We start from the raw sequence: 16,326 nt of genomic DNA on the forward strand, positions 1-16,326 counted from the left end.
GGGGCGGGTTCCGGACACACCTCTTGGAGAAAGGCGTCGACTTTCAGATCACTTACGTCAGCGAGGTCGGCTACAACCCCGTCGGTGGCGCCAAGTCGCTTGCCACCTATACCGACCAGGTTTCCGTCGGCGCGACCCTGGATCTCGAGAAGCTGATCACCCTGCCGAATTCGCTGCTGCAGATAACCTATACCGAGCGTGCTGGCCGCAACCTCGTGGAGGACGCCGGACTAGATACGTTGCAGCTCGTCCAGGAGGTCTACGGTCGCGGACAGACCGTGCGGCTGACGCAGTTCTACCTCGAGCACCGTTTCTTCAACGATCTGATCAATTTGCGCTGGGGCCGCTCGGCGATGGGCGATTCCTTCGCCGTCTTCTCCTGCGACTTCCAGAATCTCACCTTCTGCGGCTCGCAGCCCGGCAACCTCGTCGGCAATTACATCTATAATTGGCCGATCAGCCAATGGGGTGCCCGCGTCAGGGTGGCGATCGACGGCTTCGGCTATGTCCAGGCTGGCGCCTACGACCAGAATGAGCAGTATCTTGGATTCGAGAACAAGCTCTGGCCGGTCTGGTACTCCGGCTCGACCGGCGTGCTGCTGCCGTTCGAGCTGGCCTGGCTGCCAACCTTCGACAATGGCCGCCTGCCGGGCAGCTACAAGATCGGCGCCTGGTATTCGACGTCGGCGCTGAACGACCTAATTCTCGACGTGAACGGCAACCTCGCCGCCTTGACGGGCGATCCCGCCATGCAGCGGCGCGGCCTCTATGGCGGCTACCTGACCTTCCAGCAGCAGGTCACACGCAACAGCTCAAGCGACCCGAATGCCGGCCTCAAGCTGTTCCTGAACGCCGCGGTCGCCGATGGCGAGACGTCGGCGACCAGCTTCCAGGTCGCCGCCGGACTTCTCTACACCGGTACGTTCAGCTCGCGACCGCACGATTCCATCGGCTTCGCCATCGGCACGACTCAGGTCAACCACCGGCTGACTGATCTGCAGAACCTGCAGAACGCCATGGGGCTGGGACCAGTGCCGGTCAGGAACTCGGAGTACGTCATGGAGCTCTTCTACACCATAGCGCCGGTACCCGGCCTCCTGATCCGGCCGAACGTCCAGTACATCGCCACGCCGGGTGCCACCAGCCAGAACGCCAACATTTTCGTCCTCGGTCTCAAGAGCGTGATCAGTTTCTGACGTGATGCGCCGATCCCCCAAATAGCGAGTCCTTGCAATGATTTACTTCCTGGCTTTTGTCGCGGCGATCGCCGGCTTCCTGTTCGGTTACGACGAGGGAGTGATCGCCGTTGCGCGAGCCTCCCTCGACAAGGACTTCCCCATGGGGCCGCTGGTCGGCGGCTTCATGACGGCGGCAGTGCCGCTCGGCGCGCTGGTCGCGGCAAGCGTGGCCGGCCGGATAACCGACCGCTTCGGGCGGCGCTCCGTGCTGATGGCGGCCGCTGCCCTGTTCATGGTCGGCGCTCTGGTGGCCGCGGGCATCTCGGCGGTATGGATGTTGATCGTCGCCCGCTTCGTGCTCGGTCTTGCGATCGGCGTCGCCGCCGTTGCCGCGCCGCTTTACATCGCCGAGTGCGCTCCGTTTGCCATCCGCGGTGCGCTGGTATCGACCTACCAGCTCGCGATCACCGTCGGCATTCTCATGTCCTACCTGACAGGCATCCTGATCGCCGGCGACGGTACCTGGCGCGTGATGTTCGGTCTCGGCGTCGTCCCCGGCGCGCTTTTCTTGGTCGGGCTCGCATTCCTGCCGGAGTCGCCGCGCTGGCTGGTCCTCAAGGGCTTTCCCGACAAGGCCCGCGCGGGCCTCAGCCGGTTGCGCGGTCCGGGCTGGGATGTCGATCGTGAACTCATTGAGATGGTCCGCACGGCCAAGGAAGAGGCCGGTCAGCGGGCCGGCTACCGCGCGTTGCTCGAGCCAGCAATTCGCCCAGCGCTGATCGTCGGTGTCGGTCTGTTCTTCCTGCAGCAATTGAGCGGCATCAACGCCGTGATTTACTACGCGCCCGAGATTTTCAATCATGCCGGCTTCGACAGTGCCAACACCCAGATGCTGGCCACCATTGGCATCGGAACGGTCAACGTGCTCACGACCATCGTCGCGATGTTCCTTATCGACCGGATCGGCCGTAAGCCTTTGCTGGTGATTGGCTTTTTCGGCACGGCCTTCACCATGCTGGTGATCGCAGCCGGGGTGATCTTCCCGGGGACGATGCCGTCCTGGATCATCATCGCGATGCTGCTGCTCTACATCGCTTCCTTTGCGATCGCGGTCGGGCCGCTACCGCATCTGCTGATGTCGGAGATTTTCCCGCTGCGGGTACGCGGTCCAGGCATGAGCATGGCGTCTCTCAGCAACTGGGGATTCAATTTCCTCGTGGTCTTCGCCTTTCCGCTCATGCTGGCTGGCCCTGGCTTGGCCTTCACCTTCACGGTGTTCGCGGTCATTTGCCTGGGAGGCATCGCCTTTACGCTTACGCGTGTACCCGAAACCACCGGGCACTCGCTGGAAGCAATCGAAAGGCATCTCATGTCGGGCAAATCGCTGGGAGCGATGCGGCGTGAAAGTTCAGCAGTCGCTTCTTGAGCAAGTTGGAGCGGCAGCAATCGGCTCTGACATGGAGGCAGCCTAAAAGCCCGCTTCCCTGTCGGGGGCACACCACTGGGCGACCGTGAAGTCGACTTCGGTCAACCAACGTTCTGTCGCCGACGCCCAGTTGAACGACGCGATGCAACGGTCGTCGAATTGTGGATCGCATGCGGGACCACGCCACCGAGTGGCGCGTCATCCGACGAAATCGTATCCTGTCGCGGCCACAGCGTGGGAAATGACGGGCGGCAATGCACTTCTACCGTCGGACTGTTACCGATAGTTCGGAGGAACTGGGGCGAGCCATCCCGGGTGCGAACTTCCACTGCGTGGCCGACTCTGGTCCCTCGTTCGGCGGGCGTTACTGGCACCTGCACCTGGAGGGGGTCGTTCTCAGCCGCCTGGAGATGGACCAGGCGAGCGTCTTGACCGTAGACGAGAGAGTTCCGGATTTCAGTGTCTGGCATGTCATGAGCCCGCTATGCTCGGCCAATGGTAGAGATGTCGGCCTCCAGGATGTCGTCATGGTGCGGCCTGGCGAGGGCGGCACGATGCGCAGCGCTGGTGACGCCCATGTCGCGACTTTCGGTCTGGAGCCCTCGTTGTTCGCCAAGGCACCGGATCTAGATCTGCCGTTCGGCCCCTCCAACGCGGCCCGTGCAGGCCGCTGGCATGTCGCCTCGGACGCGGCGCGACAGCGGTTCAACGCGCTCAATCAGACGGTGCTGGCGCAGCTCGACACCCAGCCGCAGATCCTCGAAACGCCGGCGACGCGTACGACGCTGCGCAATGCCATACTCGACGCGATCATGGCGGTCGGCGAAGCGGCTACGTTTCGGCCCGACCGGGCGGCGGTCGGCAGACACACCAAGATCATGGCGCGGTTCGAACGCACTATCGAGGAAGCCGGCGATGAGCCGATCGATATGCTGGAACTTTGTCGCAGGAGCGGGACATCGCGGCGCTCGCTCGAAGCAGTGGTCCAGCTCCGAACTGGCAGGTCGCCCCAGGACTATCTGCGCTGGCGCCGGCTGTGGCGGGCCCGAACAATGCTCCGTCGGCCCGCAGAAGGCACCACCGTGACCGGCATCGCCTTCAAGTTGGGCTTCTGGCATCTCGGCCGATTTGCAGCCGCCTATGCGTCGGCCTTCGGCGAACGCCCCAGCGCTACCCTGGCTCGGGCAATCCGGCACTGAGCGCGCCCCGGAGTTCCTGGTTCCTGAGCAGGAGGGGGAGAGGCTCTCCACCATCGGGCGGCGCAGCATGAATTTTGCGCAAACTGGATAGCGGCGGGTGATGGCCATCTGCTGTCATCGCATCGACGCCCGAACTTGTTGTCAGGTGTCTTGGCACAATGATGACGGCGCTTCCGACGTGGAGCGACTCGCTTCAATCCGTATGTGCCGAATTGAGCGACCGCGAGCCCGTCATGCTGTTTCAGAATCTTCTGCTGCACCTGGTCGTGGCCCCTTTGGAGAGAGACGACCATGCCAGGACCGATCACCATCTTCAGCGCCAGGAAGATCATCACCATGGATCCCGCCGTTGAAGAAGCGACACACGTCGCGGTGCGGGACGGCATTATCCTGGAAGTCGGCACGCTCAATGAGTGTGCGGTCTGGGGCGACCACACGCTGGACGACCGCTTCGGCGACAGCATCCTCATTCCGGGCCTGATCGAGAGTCATGCCCATCTCCTGGATGGGCTGCTCTGGGCCAAGGCGGAGTATGTCGGCCCGATCGACCGCCGTGATCCGTCGGGCAAACTGCACAAGGGGCTCGCCAGCATTCCGGCTCTCGTGAAACGATTGAAGGAGGTCGAAGCCGCGATCTCCGACCCGACGGCGCCGCTTGTCGGCTGGGGCGTCGATCCTTCGCTCAACGATCTCCCCGATCCGATTACGCGTCACGACCTCGACCAGGTCTCGAAGACCCGCCCGATCTTCCTGCTCGCCGCGAGCTGCCACATCGCCTACGTCAATTCCGCGACCCTCGAGCTGGCGAACTATGCCGCCATCAAGGCGCCCGGAGTCCTGCGCGATGCTTCGGGCGCTCCAACCGGCGAGTTGCAGGAAATGGCGGCCATGATGGCGGCCATCAAGGCGGTCGCATCGAACCTGGTCGGCGCCTCGACCGACGCCGAGCAGTTCTTCAATTTCGCCAAAGTTGCCCAGGTGCGCGGCGTGACGACCATCGTCGACGGCGGCGGCAGCACATATTTCGAACCGGCCTTCCTGCAGGCCGCTCTTGCCGCCACTGGCTCACCGGATTTTCCGGTGCGCATCGTCGCTCACAACAATGGCATCACAGTCCCCAAGGTCGAGGACATGATCGAGGCCGCGACAATGCTGAGGGGTAAGGGCAACGACAAGCTCGTCTTTCAAGGCATCAAGATCCTGCTGGACGGCTCCAATCAAGGCTTCACCGGCCGGCTGCGGCCGCCGGGTTATCTTCGCACCGGAGCCAATGGTCTGTGGAATCGGGCGCCCGAGGAGCTGAGGCGGATCGTGTCGGCAATGCATGCCGCCGGCATGCAGATCGTGGCGCATTGCAACGCCGATCAAGCCTCCGAAGCCTTTATCGAGGCCGTGGCGGCAGCACAGGCCGAAAAGCCGCGCTTCGATCACCGGCATTTCATCGTCCATGGTCAGCTCCTGAACGAATCGCAGCTGCGGCGCATGGCGACGCTCGGTATCTCCGCCACGCTGTTCTCCAACCACATGTACTACTGGGGCGACTTCCATCGCACCCATACGTTCGGCGCCTTCCGCGCCGCCGCGATGAATCCGGCGGCGACGGCACTCCGTCTTGGAGTCATCGTAGCGGCGCACAGCGACACACCGGTGTCCCCAGTCGACCCGCTTCTCACGATGTGGGCCGCCGTCAACCGCGTCACCACGACGGGACGGGTGCAAGGCCCGAGGGAACGGGTATCCGCCTACGAGGGCTTGCGGATGATGACGTACAATGCCGCCTGGCTGCTGCATCGCGATCACGAGATCGGCAGCATCCGCGTCGGCAAGCGCGCCGACTTCACCGTACTGGCGCATGATCCCCTGGCGGTCGAGCCAATGGCCATCAAGGACATTCCGGTGCGGGGTACCATCCTGGGTGGGCGCGTCTTCCCGACGGCGGGCTGACAGTCCGTGAACATCCCTGTCACTGTCATCGGCGGATATCTCGGGGCCGGCAAGACGACCCTGCTCAACCGCCTGCTCGCCCACCCGCAGGGGGTGAGGCTCGCCGTCGTCGTCAATGACTTCGGCAGCGTGAACATCGATGCGGCGCTGATCGCGAACCGTGACGGGGAGACTATCAGCCTGACCAACGGCTGCGTCTGCTGTTCGATCGGCGACAATCTGGCGCTTGCCCTGTATGACCTTGCCGAGCGCCCGGATGGTCCCGAGCATATTGTCGTCGAGGCGAGCGGCGTCGCCGATCCGGCCAGGATCGCAGGCTATGCGGCGAGCCATCCCCGCCTGTTTCTCGACGGTATCGTCGTGGTGGCCGACGCGGAGACAGTCCGCGCGCGAGTGCACGACGCGTATGTCGGCGATCTCGTGCGGCGTCAGCTCGAGACGGCCGACTTGATTGCGCTCAGCAAGACGGACCTGGTCGACGCCAAAACCGTCCAGCAGGTACAGGAATGGATTTCTGTCGAGGTGCCGGATGCCCGCGTCGTAACCGCACCCAGGGCAGGCCAGGTCGCGGACCTCTTGCTCTCAGGCCCCGGTGGACATGCTGTCCTGTATGACGCACTGCCCGGTGGCGAGCACGCCCGACAATTCATGACCTGGAGTTTCGTACGAGGAGGGGTGCTGGATGGCGACGCCTTGCGCACGGTGATTGCGGCGCTCCCGGCGGCGGTGGTGCGCGCCAAGGGCGTCGTGCGGCTGGCCGAAGCGCCCGATCGCCGCTTCGTATTGCAACTCGTCGGCCGCCGCTGGTCGCTTGAGCCTGATCATGTCGAGAACCGGGACACCGTGGTGCCGGACCGTAGCGTGATCGTCTGCATTGGGCTGGCCGATCAACTGGAGCCGGAGCGCCTCGAAGCGCTTTTTGCCCCAGTATCGGTCGCGGTCGTCCCGCGAGCCGTAAAGGCCTTACTGCAGGGAGTAGAGAGGCCATGAGCGATACGGCGCGGGCGCTGGAGGGGGAGAGGGCCCGAGTGGTCAGCGGATCGGCGCTGCTGGCGTTGGTTGGCGCCTCGCTGCCCATGAATCTCGATCCGTCGATCCACAACATCGCCGTCGTAGCGGCGGGCAATGCACTGCATATGACCGGCGCCGAGCGATCACTGGCGGCGAGCCTCGGAACGCTCTGCATCGCGGCCAGTATCATGGCGACCGGAAGCCTGGGCGACCGGATTGGCCGAAAGAAAGTGATGCTGCTCGGGCTGCTGGTGACGCTGGCCGGCGGGCTGACAACATCGTTGGCCCCGAACGCCACCGTGTTCGCGCTGGGACGCGCCCTGTCCGGAGTGGGATTTGCCGCGTCGTTCGGACTTTCCTTCGCGCTGCTGCGTGCGGTGGCGCCCGAGCCGGAGGCACTGGCGCGGTCCGTCGCCAAGTGGCTCGCGCTGCAGACGCTGGGCATTGTGGTCCTGTGCGTGCTGGGCGGCTACGTCGCCGGCGTGAGCTGGCGAGCGGCGTATCTGTTGGGGCCGGCGGTCGGCGTAGGAGCGCTCGTCTGGTGCTTGAAGGCTGTTCCCGAAGCAAAAGACCCTGCGGCCGGTCGTCTCGATGTTCTGGGTCTGGCCCTGGTGGCGGTGGGGTTGGTCAGCACGCTCTATGCCGTCAGCAACGCGGCGTCGGCTGGCTGGGGTAGCGGCGAAGTGCTGATCCCGATGGTGATCGGTCTCGTCGGCCTGGCCGCTTTCGCGCTCTGGGAATGGCACTGCGCACATCCGGCCTTTCCCATTCGCTCCTTTGTCGATCCAGAACTTCTGGCCGGCGCCCTGTCGGGCATCGGCTTCAATATTGGAAACGCTGTTATTGCCATCCAGCTCTCGCTGCTGTGGCAGTACGTCTATCGCTACACGCCATTCGAGGTGAGCCTGGGACAGCTTCCCTTCATCGCAGCCTGCATCGTGGCGGCGAGTTGGGCGGGCAGCCTGGTGGCGCGCGGCGTGGCCATGCGGCTGCTGATTCCGGGTGGCCTGATCGCCATGGCGGTGGCCCTGACGGCAATGGCGTTCTCGGGTGAAAAGACGCCTTACTTCATGTTCGTGGTTCCGCTGGTCGTGGCGGGGGTCGGCATGATGCTGACGCAGGCGCCGGCGGCCAACGTTTTCGTCGCCAAGCCGCCGCCCGCGCTCGTCGGGGCCATCGGCTCCTCGCGCACGGCATTCGGTCAGTTCGGTTTCGCGTTGGGCTTGGCGCTGAGCTCCTCGCTGATCTACGGAATGTTCTCACCGCTCTTGCGGCAGCGGCTCGAACAGGCGGGCGCAACGCCGGGCGAGCAGGCCCAGGCCATCGGCATCCTCCAGTCCTATGTGCAGACCGGTAATACCGACAAGTTCGACGCGAGATTGGTGCACGAGGTCATTGCCAACGGCACGACGGCCTATCTCAGCAGCTACCGCATCACGATGCTGGTCATGGCCGGACTGATCACGTTGATCGCAGCATTGTCCTACTGGATCCTGGCTCGGAAAAGCCATGTCAAAACTCAAGTGTGAGAGCAAAGCGCAGATGATCGAAGACTACAAAAGTTGGCGTGCAGCTATGGCCGCGATCGTCGCCACCCTGTTCGCGGGTATGTCGGGGCCTGCGGTTGCTGAGGAGGCATCGTCGGCCGATGGCTGGCGGTTCAATGCCACGGCCTACGCGTGGTTCACGAGCGTAAGTGGCAACGTGACCGCGCGGGGACAGACATTCGGCGTCAACGCGGGCTTCTTCGACATCATCAACAACAGCAGCTCGATCGCCGCGTTCAACGGTTACTTCGAGGCGAACAAGGGGCCAGTCGGCTTTTACGCCGATTTGGTCTGGTCCAATCTCGGCTTTCCGAAATCGGCGGCACGCTACCGCAACCCTCTGCCTGGTCTCGATGTCAATGGCGTCGTCAATGCCCAGCTAGGCTATACGATGACCATCGTCGAGGTCGGGGGCATCTACGAAGTCTCCCGTTGGTCGCACAGTCCGGGCTCCTTCACTGCGGCTGACGCACTATTGGGTTTCCGATACTGGAACAATTCGGTTGCCGCGAGCCTCGACGCGGTGATGACAGCCGATCTCTACAATCTGGGCTTCGAGCGATCGCGGGATATCGCCGTCGCCAAGTCGGGCAATCTCGAGTGGGTCGATCCGGTGGTCGGGTTTCGTGTGCGCCATCAGTTCACCCCCAGCCAGACAGCGTTCCTGCGCGGCGATATCGGCGGTTTCGGCCTCGGCAGTCTGTTCTCGTGGCAGGCCGTTGCGGCCTATGCCTACTCTTGGCAGTTCGAGGGCTACAAGCTCGCCGCTACGCTGGGCTATCGCGCTCTCGCGACGAGCTATACGACTGGAGCGGGCATCGAGACGAGGGGTGTCGACCTGGTGCTGCATGGCCCCCTCATCGGGTTTAGCGTCAAGTTCTGAGAGGGCTGCGCCCCCTGTTGTCATGTTGGGGCAGTCGGAGACGGTGGCAGATGTCTACCTGTGCGAAGTCGAATATCCGCTGGAACAGCGCATCGACGAGTGGGAATATTGGGCGTTCAACGCCGACAGGTCGGTGAACGTCTTGGAGAACCTCGATCGCTGCTTTGCTTGCCATAAGCTGCAAGCCAGGCAGAATTTCGTGCACACGCTCGACTTGATGAAGAACGCGAACTAGGCAACCTCAACCACAGGGGGACACCCATGAGCACGTTCACGGTAAACGGCAAATCGCACAAATTTGATGGCGATCCCGAAACGCCTCTGCTTTGGTATCTGCGCGACGTTGCGGCCCTCACGGGCACCAAGTTCGGCTGTGGTCAGGCGCTGTGCGGCGCCTGCACCATCCATGTCGACGGCGCGGCGGTGCGCTCCTGTCAGACGCGCGTCGGCGACGTCGAGGGTGCCGCCATCATCACCATCGAGGGTCTGTCGACCGACGGTATGCATCCCGTCCAGGTTGCCTGGCGCGAGCTCAACGTCGCGCAATGCGGCTACTGTCAGAGCGGCCAGATCATGCAAGCCGTGTCGCTACTGAAGGATACGCCCAAGCCCACCGATGCCGATATCGACGGCGCCATGAGTGGCAACATCTGCCGCTGCGGCGCCTATCCGCGCATACGTGCCGCCATCAAGCGCGCCGCCGGGAGGACCTGATCATGCCCGACACCATCATATCGAATTCGAACGCCGCCCATTCTCGTTCCGGCGTGTTCAACCTGCGCCGTCGCGCCACCCTGCTGGGCCTCGCTGCCGGCACCTTCGTGGTCGCCACTCGCCTTTCGTCACCCGCCTTTGCCCAGGAGAAGAACTATGGCGGCGACGCCATGCCTGGGGGCCTCAAGGATGATCCGCGCGTCTTCCTGTCGATTGCCGAGAACGGCACGGTCACCTTGCTCTGCAATCGCGCCGAGATGGGGCAGGGTATCCGTACCGGCTGGGCGATGGTCGTGGCCGACGAACTGGAGGCCGACATCGGACGCCTCAAGGTGCAGCAGGCGCCGGGCGACGAGGCGCGCTATGGCAATCAGAACACCGACGGCTCGCGCAGTATGCGCCACCATTTCAACCCGCTGCGCCGCATTGCCGCCGCCGCGCGCCTGATGCTCGAGCAGGAAGCGGCCGCCCGCTGGAACGTGCCCGTCACCGAGGTGAAAGCCGCCAACCACGAAGTCGTCCACGCCGCCAGCGGCCGGCGTCTCGCCTTCGGCGCGCTCGCCGCGGGCGCGGCAGCCAGGCCCGTGCCGTCGCAGCAGATGCTGGTTTTCAAGACGCCGGATCGCTACCGCTACATCGGCCGGCCCGAGATGCAGCTCGTCGACAATGTCGACATCACCACTGGCGCCGCGCTGTATGGCATCGACGCCCGCCCCGAGGGGCTTGTCTATGCCGTGATCGCCCGGCCGCCCGTCTTCGGTGGCAAGGTGAAGTCGTTCGACGCGGCCGAGACGATGAAGGTGCCCGGCGTGCTCAAGGTCGTGTCGATCGATGGTCCCCCGATCCCGTCGGTCTTCCAGCCGCTCGGTGGCATTGCGGTGGTGGCTGAGAATACCTTTGCCGCCATCAAGGGGCGGTCGCGTCTTTCCATCCAATGGGATGACGGGCCCAATGGCACCTATGATTCCGCGGCATATCGCAAGACCTTGGAGGAGGCGGCGTCAGCGCCCGGTCTGGTCGTCCGAAATGACGGCGACGTCGACGCAGCCCTCAAGGGTGCCGCGCAACGCATGGAAGCGACGTATTACCTGCCGCACCTCGCCCAGGCGCCGATGGAACCACCGACGGCGACCGCGCATGTGACCGCCGACCGCGCCGAGGTCTGGACCAGCGTGCAGGCGCCAGAGGCGGTGCGCACGGATCTTTCCAAGCGCTTCAATCTGAAGCTCGACCAGGTCGTGGTGCATCCGCTGCTGCTTGGTGGCGGTTTTGGCCGCAAGTCCAAGCCCGACTTCGCGACCGAGGCGGCCATCCTCTCCAAGGCGATGGAGGGAAGGCCGGTGAAGCTCACCTTCACGCGCGAGGACGATCTGCAGCACAGCTTCTTCCACACCGTCTCGGTCGAACGGTTGGAAGCGGGCGTCGACGCCGCAGGCAAGCCTGTCGCCTGGCTGCATCGCACCGTGGCTCCTACCATCTTCTCGACCTTCGCTCCCGATCCGGGCCATGAGGCCCCCTTCGAACTGGCAATGGGCGCCGTCGACAACCCCTTTGCCATTCCCAACTTCCGGGTCGAGAACCCGGCGGCAAAGGCACATACGCGCATCGGTTGGTTCCGCTCGGTTTCCAACATCCCGCATGCCTTCGCGATCCAGAGCTTTTCCGCCGAGATGGCGGCAAAGCTCAAGCGTGATCCCAAGGACTATCTTCTCGAGCTCATCGGGCCCGATCGCCTGATCGACGCAGGGGCCATGTCCGACAAGTGGCTCTACGGTGAAGATCCCAAGCTGTATCCGTTCGACACGGGTCGACTTCGGCGCGTCGTCGAGACGGCCGCCAAGGAAGCCGGCTGGGGACGCAGTCTGCCGGCGGGCCACGGTCTCGGCATCGCTGCGCATCGCAGCTTTGTCAGCTATGCCGCGGTGGTCGTCGAGGCTACCGTCAACGCCAGAGGTGAACTGGCCATCCCGCGGGTCGACATCGCCTTCGACTGCGGTGCCGTGGTCAGTCCCGACAGGGTCCGCTCCCAGCTCGAGGGGGCTGTCGTGCAGGGCGTAAGCCTTGCCACCGTGGGCGAGATCAGTTTCAAGAACGGCCGTCCCGAGCAGACGAACTTCGACGGCTACGAGCTGACACGCATCGATGCTGCGCCGGCCGAAATCCGCACCCATCTCGTCAACACCACCTCGTTCGACAAGCCGATGGGTGGTGTCGGTGAACCCGGTGTGCCGCCGGTCGCGCCGGCGCTCGCCAACGCGATCTTCGCCGCTTGCGGCAGGCGCATCCGTAGCCTGCCCATCCGCAACCAGCTTGCGCCGAAGACCTGATCGCCTGACCTACCGACCAGGGTGAGGGGACCGGAAAGGAAGCCTCACCCTACGGCAGGTCATTTCGTCTCGAATGGCGGGATCGGCAGGCTCCTACACTCTGCCCATTCCCATGCCGCCGTCGACGCGCAGTACTTCCCCCGTGATGAATTGGGCCTCGTCAGATGCAAGGAACAATGCTGCGTAGGCAGTGTCCCAGCCGCTGCCCATTTTGCCTCGAAGGGGAACCTGGGCATCTCGTTCGGCACGAACCGCAGTAGTAGAGCGACCGGTCGCCTGGGCGATCCCTGTTACGGCCATGGGCGTGTCCATGAACCCCATCATGATGGCATTGGCCCTGATGCCGTGACGGGCATTGGATTGGGCGACGTGCGTCGTCAGGCGGTTCACGGCCGCCTTGGACAGTTCATAGGCGAGTTGCGTTGCGCCGCTCGTCGCCGCCAGGGAGGAGATGTTGACGATCGCCCCTCCATGCTGCTCGCGCATCAGCGGGATGGCAGCCTTCGTGGTCAGCCACATGCCCTTGAGGTTCACGGTTAGGATATGGTCGTAGACCTGCTCATCGAGGCGGTGAGCGGGCGCATCGCCACCGCCGCCGACACCAACATTGTTGACGAGGATATCCAATCGACCGTATCGCGCGCTCGTCTCGGCGACGATGCGAGCACAATCCGCCGAGACCGTGACGTCGGCGCTCATCCAGGAGGCCCGAGATTCCATTCCTGGTTCAGCGGTGATCTGTTCGGCTGTCTCCTGCGCACGTTCGCCAGATCGGTCGACGCAGAGCACGGTCGCTCCTTCGCGAGCGAGCAGCTGGGCGACAGCCCGGCCGTTACCGATCGTTTCCCCCGGAGTCTGCCCGGCGCCAACGACGACGGCTATCTTTCCTTCAACACGTTTGGACATACTAAATCCCTTGAGATCGAGGTTGGCAGTTTGGCTCTGAGCGGCCACCGACAGCAACTCAGGCGAACTGCAGCGCGAATACGGCTCGTGGATACTACGATCTCGCGGATACGGGCTCTGGTTCGATTGCAGCCTCACCTCGCTCTACGGCTTCGCCTATGCTGAGGCGATCAGGTGTTTTGGCACGGCGCTGATCCGCACCCTGATCGAGATGCGGAACCTACTTATAGTGGAGCGTCATTCCCCCGGTGGGGGCCGATGACCCGCCGGGCTGCGATTGCTTTTCACTCAAGCGCGACGATCCGAGTTTCAGCACGCCGATCCGCGCCAACCCGCTCGAAGACCAGGTTGGCGCCAAATCTGGTTACTTGCTGCTTCTCCTGTCTCCCTAGAAGAAGACGAAGGATCGGACCACGACGTTCTTGCGGCAGCGCGCATCGGCGGGTGCGGTCGGGTCAATGCAGGCGGTATGGAAGGACCAGCGCGAGACCGAACCGTCGGCGACCGAGTCGTAGCACTTGAGCATCGAGACCTCGGTCGAGGTCTGGCGGGGAAACCAGTACCACTCATGGTCGGGACGATAGGTGAAGCGGGTGGTCTCGCCGACGCGGTCGTCGTAGATCCGGTAGTTGGTGATGTACGGCTGATCTGCGAAGGAGGGCCAGGCGCAGAGCACGAAGGGGAATTGCTCGACCGTCTCCATCGGCTTGGCGAGGTTGATCGATATGAACCGCCGCGACATCTTCGCGTCGGCCTCTTCCTCGGTGTAGTGCTGCGTGCGCCCGAAGTTCCGCAGGTTCTTCGTCAGCAGTTCGCGGCAGCGCACCCGGCCCGAGTTGTCGTTCAGGTCGTTGTGCACGAGGTTGACGTAGCGGGCGTTCACACCGGGGTTCTTATTGTCCTGATCTTCGGTGCGGTCGCCCGCGTAGTCCTTGTCGAAGACGTCGTGGTTGTAGACCAGCGCGTCGGTGGCACCGGGGAAGAACTCGAGGAGGAGCTTCTCGATCTCGGGGTAAAACACACGCTCCACTTCCGCCGCATCGTAGAAGTTCGAGCACTTCGACTCGAGGTGTGCCAGCGAGACGCCGAGCCGGTCCATGCATTCGGGGCTGTTGGGCGAGAGGCCCGGATAGTATTCACCGATGCGCCGCGCATCACGCAACAGCTGCGGGAAGTAGAGGTTCCGTCGCCGGTTGTCCTCCTCGTTCCTGTGCAGGGCTTTCGCCATGTCCGTGCGTGATGGATCCTGCCAGAGAGCGTTGGAGGGGACTACGGAATAGCTCGGCCGATCGTAGACCGTGTAGGCCAACGGAAGCGCCACGCCGCCCTCGGGTGCCTTGATGCTGTTCGACTCGCGGATGTACTTCACGCACTCGTCGTAGTCGCGGAACGCGAGACCCCACCGGGTTTTGATAGGGCCGGGAGGCGCCTTGTCGATCATGTCGACGACGCGCTGGCCCTCGCCGCTGGCAATCTCGGCGAGCGCATCTTCAAGCGCCTTGGCTGTTCCCGCGTCGCCATTCTGATCGAACGACATGTAGGAAAGGCCGCCGTTCGCCGCGATAGGTGGCGGCTGACCTTCCGTGCGCTGGAGAGGCGGCACATAGGCCGACGAAACCATCTCCTTGTCTGCCGCAACTTTCGTCTCGGCGACCTCGAGCTGTCCCATGGCAGACCTCCAATTGGCTTGAGGTTACGGTGGCACATGGAACCTGCGCTTTCCAGATCATGAATCTCTTGCAGGTCATAAGTCCAAGTCATGCGAAGGTGTGCTGCAAAGCGCAGCAGGCCGAGATGCGCTAGCCTCGGCAGGCTACCATCGAGAAGCAATCAATCCTTAGGTGGCACGAACATGTAGCCCACGCCTCGGACGGTCCGGATTGCCTCCGGGTGTGCGGGATCCGTCTCAACTTTGCGGCGGATGCGGGTGATCCTGAGATCCATGGCGCGGTCGAATGCCTCCATTTCCCGGTGACCGACCGTCTCCAGGAGCCAGTCGCGTGCCAGCGGCCGGTTCGGATTCTCGGCGAATACCTTCAGCAGATCGAACTCGCTGGCCGTCAGCGTTTCCTCACGGCCGTCGCTCTCGATCAGGACGCGCTTCTCGAGATCGAGGATGCGGCGGCCCATACGAACCCGCGGACCGGCGGCCGGAGCAACGGCGCCGTTGGCCCGGCGCAACACGCTCTTGATGCGGGCCAGAAGCTCGCGCGGGTCAAAAGGTTTGGGGATGTAGTCGTCGGCGCCCGTCTCCAGCCCGACCACGCGATCAATCGTGTCGGACGCGGCAGTGACCATGATGATGCAGACCCGTCCGCTCTTCTCGCGCAGCCACCGCGCCAGGGCGAAGCCGTCCTCACCCGGCAGGTTGACATCGAGCAGCACCAGCGCCGGCATTTCTCGCTCGACCAGCCGGCGCAATCCTACTCCTGATTCCAGACCGGTGACGCGAAACCCCTGCCGACTGAGGTAGTCGAGCAGGAGTTGGCGCTGGGCCGGCTCATCCTCGACCACCACGATATGCTGACGCTTATCCATCTCTCCCCCCGTCGGACGTCTACTAGCACACCAACATGAAAGGGAGAGCACGAACGCATCACAGGCCGGATCGGTTGTAGAGAATGGCACCATTGGCCCGCGCGAATTCTTCGGTGCAAACCGCGCCGGTCCGGCCAGCGAGCTTCGGATAGCGCATCTCGAGCTCGGCCAGCGTGACGTTCTCCTTCACACGGACGTGGTGGACGCAGACCGCGCCGTCGGGCGACCAACCTGCCTCGAACACGTCCTGCGGCGCGTTCTCAGGCTTCTGGACACCACCGTCGTCGTAGACATCGATGCGCATGCCGTTCTTGGTCCACGGCTCGTTGGCGCCACCATAGTCGCCGCGCACCATGCGCACGCAGGCCGCGTGGAGCCGCGCCGATGAAATACCGGCCGCCGCGTCGGACCAGCGGTGGTAGCCGTAGCGCACGCACTTCGCGATGGCGCCACCGGTGCAACTCAGCTCGAGGCCGCTCGAACCGCTCTCGAGGGGAAAGGCCTGACGGCGACCATCCGGACCCGACAGGCAGAAATTCTCCCAGGAGCCGTCCGCCTTCTGCATTTCGAGCGTGTGCAGCCACACCTGGCCTCTCGTGGGCCGCGTTCTGGCCTTCGACAAGGATGCCCGTCGCATCGTCGCCGATTCCGAG

At 63.8% G+C, this 16,326-nt stretch carries 14 protein-coding genes; 10 read left to right on the forward strand and 4 right to left on the reverse strand.

The annotated features are described in order from the left end of the window. Positions 1-23 precede the first annotated feature (23 nt). The 10 genes from EPO50_RS09680 (at position 24) to EPO50_RS09725 (ending at position 12,229) form a co-directional block, all read left to right on the forward strand. Positions 24-1,196: a carbohydrate porin gene (locus EPO50_RS09680; protein ID WP_296343343.1), complete on the forward strand. Its 1,173-nt coding sequence runs from the start codon at positions 24-26 to the stop codon at positions 1,194-1,196. 37 nt (positions 1,197-1,233) lie between these two features. Next, a complete protein-coding gene (locus EPO50_RS09685; protein ID WP_296343345.1) occupies positions 1,234-2,604 on the forward strand; it encodes a sugar porter family MFS transporter in 1,371 nt (456 codons plus the stop codon). A gap of 332 nt (positions 2,605-2,936) precedes the next feature. Beyond that, positions 2,937-3,803, forward strand: a complete 867-nt coding sequence (locus EPO50_RS09690; RefSeq protein ID WP_296343347.1) for a helix-turn-helix domain-containing protein — start codon at positions 2,937-2,939, stop codon at positions 3,801-3,803. A 291-nt stretch (positions 3,804-4,094) separates the two neighbouring features. Then, positions 4,095-5,747 (forward strand): amidohydrolase, encoded by a 1,653-nt coding sequence (locus EPO50_RS09695; RefSeq protein WP_296343348.1) that lies wholly within the window; start codon positions 4,095-4,097, stop codon positions 5,745-5,747. A 6-nt stretch (positions 5,748-5,753) separates the two neighbouring features. Next, a complete protein-coding gene (locus tag EPO50_RS09700) occupies positions 5,754-6,737 on the forward strand; it encodes a GTP-binding protein (RefSeq protein ID WP_296343350.1) in 984 nt (327 codons plus the stop codon). Further along, the gene (locus tag EPO50_RS09705; protein ID WP_296343352.1) at positions 6,734-8,287 is read left to right on the forward strand and encodes an MFS transporter; all 1,554 of its coding nucleotides are present in this window, start codon (positions 6,734-6,736) and stop codon (positions 8,285-8,287) included. Before EPO50_RS09700 ends, EPO50_RS09705 begins: the two co-directional genes overlap by 4 nt. After that, complete coding sequence (locus EPO50_RS09710) at positions 8,268-9,188, forward strand: hypothetical protein (RefSeq protein ID WP_296343354.1); 921 nt, start codon at positions 8,268-8,270, stop codon at positions 9,186-9,188. Before EPO50_RS09705 ends, EPO50_RS09710 begins: the two co-directional genes overlap by 20 nt. A 22-nt stretch (positions 9,189-9,210) precedes the next feature. After that, complete coding sequence (locus EPO50_RS09715) at positions 9,211-9,423, forward strand: hypothetical protein (protein ID WP_296343356.1); 213 nt, start codon at positions 9,211-9,213, stop codon at positions 9,421-9,423. Positions 9,424-9,449: 26 nt separating this feature from the next. Next, positions 9,450-9,902, forward strand: a complete 453-nt coding sequence (locus EPO50_RS09720; RefSeq protein WP_296343358.1) for a (2Fe-2S)-binding protein — start codon at positions 9,450-9,452, stop codon at positions 9,900-9,902. Between the two features lie 2 nt (positions 9,903-9,904). After that, entirely contained in the window at positions 9,905-12,229 is a 2,325-nt protein-coding gene (locus EPO50_RS09725; RefSeq protein ID WP_296343360.1) for a molybdopterin cofactor-binding domain-containing protein, read from the forward strand. 93 nt (positions 12,230-12,322) lie between these two features. Here the strand turns inward: EPO50_RS09725 and EPO50_RS09730 are convergent, their stop codons facing one another. From EPO50_RS09730 to EPO50_RS09745, 4 genes are all read right to left on the reverse strand, one after another. After that, entirely contained in the window at positions 12,323-13,135 is an 813-nt protein-coding gene (locus EPO50_RS09730) for an SDR family NAD(P)-dependent oxidoreductase (RefSeq protein ID WP_296343362.1), read from the reverse strand. Between the two features lie 388 nt (positions 13,136-13,523). Then, the gene (locus tag EPO50_RS09735; RefSeq protein WP_296343364.1) at positions 13,524-14,804 is read right to left on the reverse strand and encodes a CmcJ/NvfI family oxidoreductase; all 1,281 of its coding nucleotides are present in this window, start codon (positions 14,802-14,804) and stop codon (positions 13,524-13,526) included. Between the two features lie 161 nt (positions 14,805-14,965). After that, the gene (locus EPO50_RS09740) at positions 14,966-15,673 is read right to left on the reverse strand and encodes a response regulator (protein WP_296343366.1); all 708 of its coding nucleotides are present in this window, start codon (positions 15,671-15,673) and stop codon (positions 14,966-14,968) included. Positions 15,674-15,731: 58 nt separating this feature from the next. After that, entirely contained in the window at positions 15,732-16,310 is a 579-nt protein-coding gene (locus EPO50_RS09745) for an ADYC domain-containing protein (protein WP_296343368.1), read from the reverse strand. Positions 16,311-16,326 lie beyond the last annotated feature (16 nt).

This window comes from Reyranella sp. (genome assembly GCF_004297405.1).
In the GTDB taxonomy this organism is placed as follows: Bacteria; Pseudomonadota; Alphaproteobacteria; order Reyranellales; family Reyranellaceae; genus Reyranella.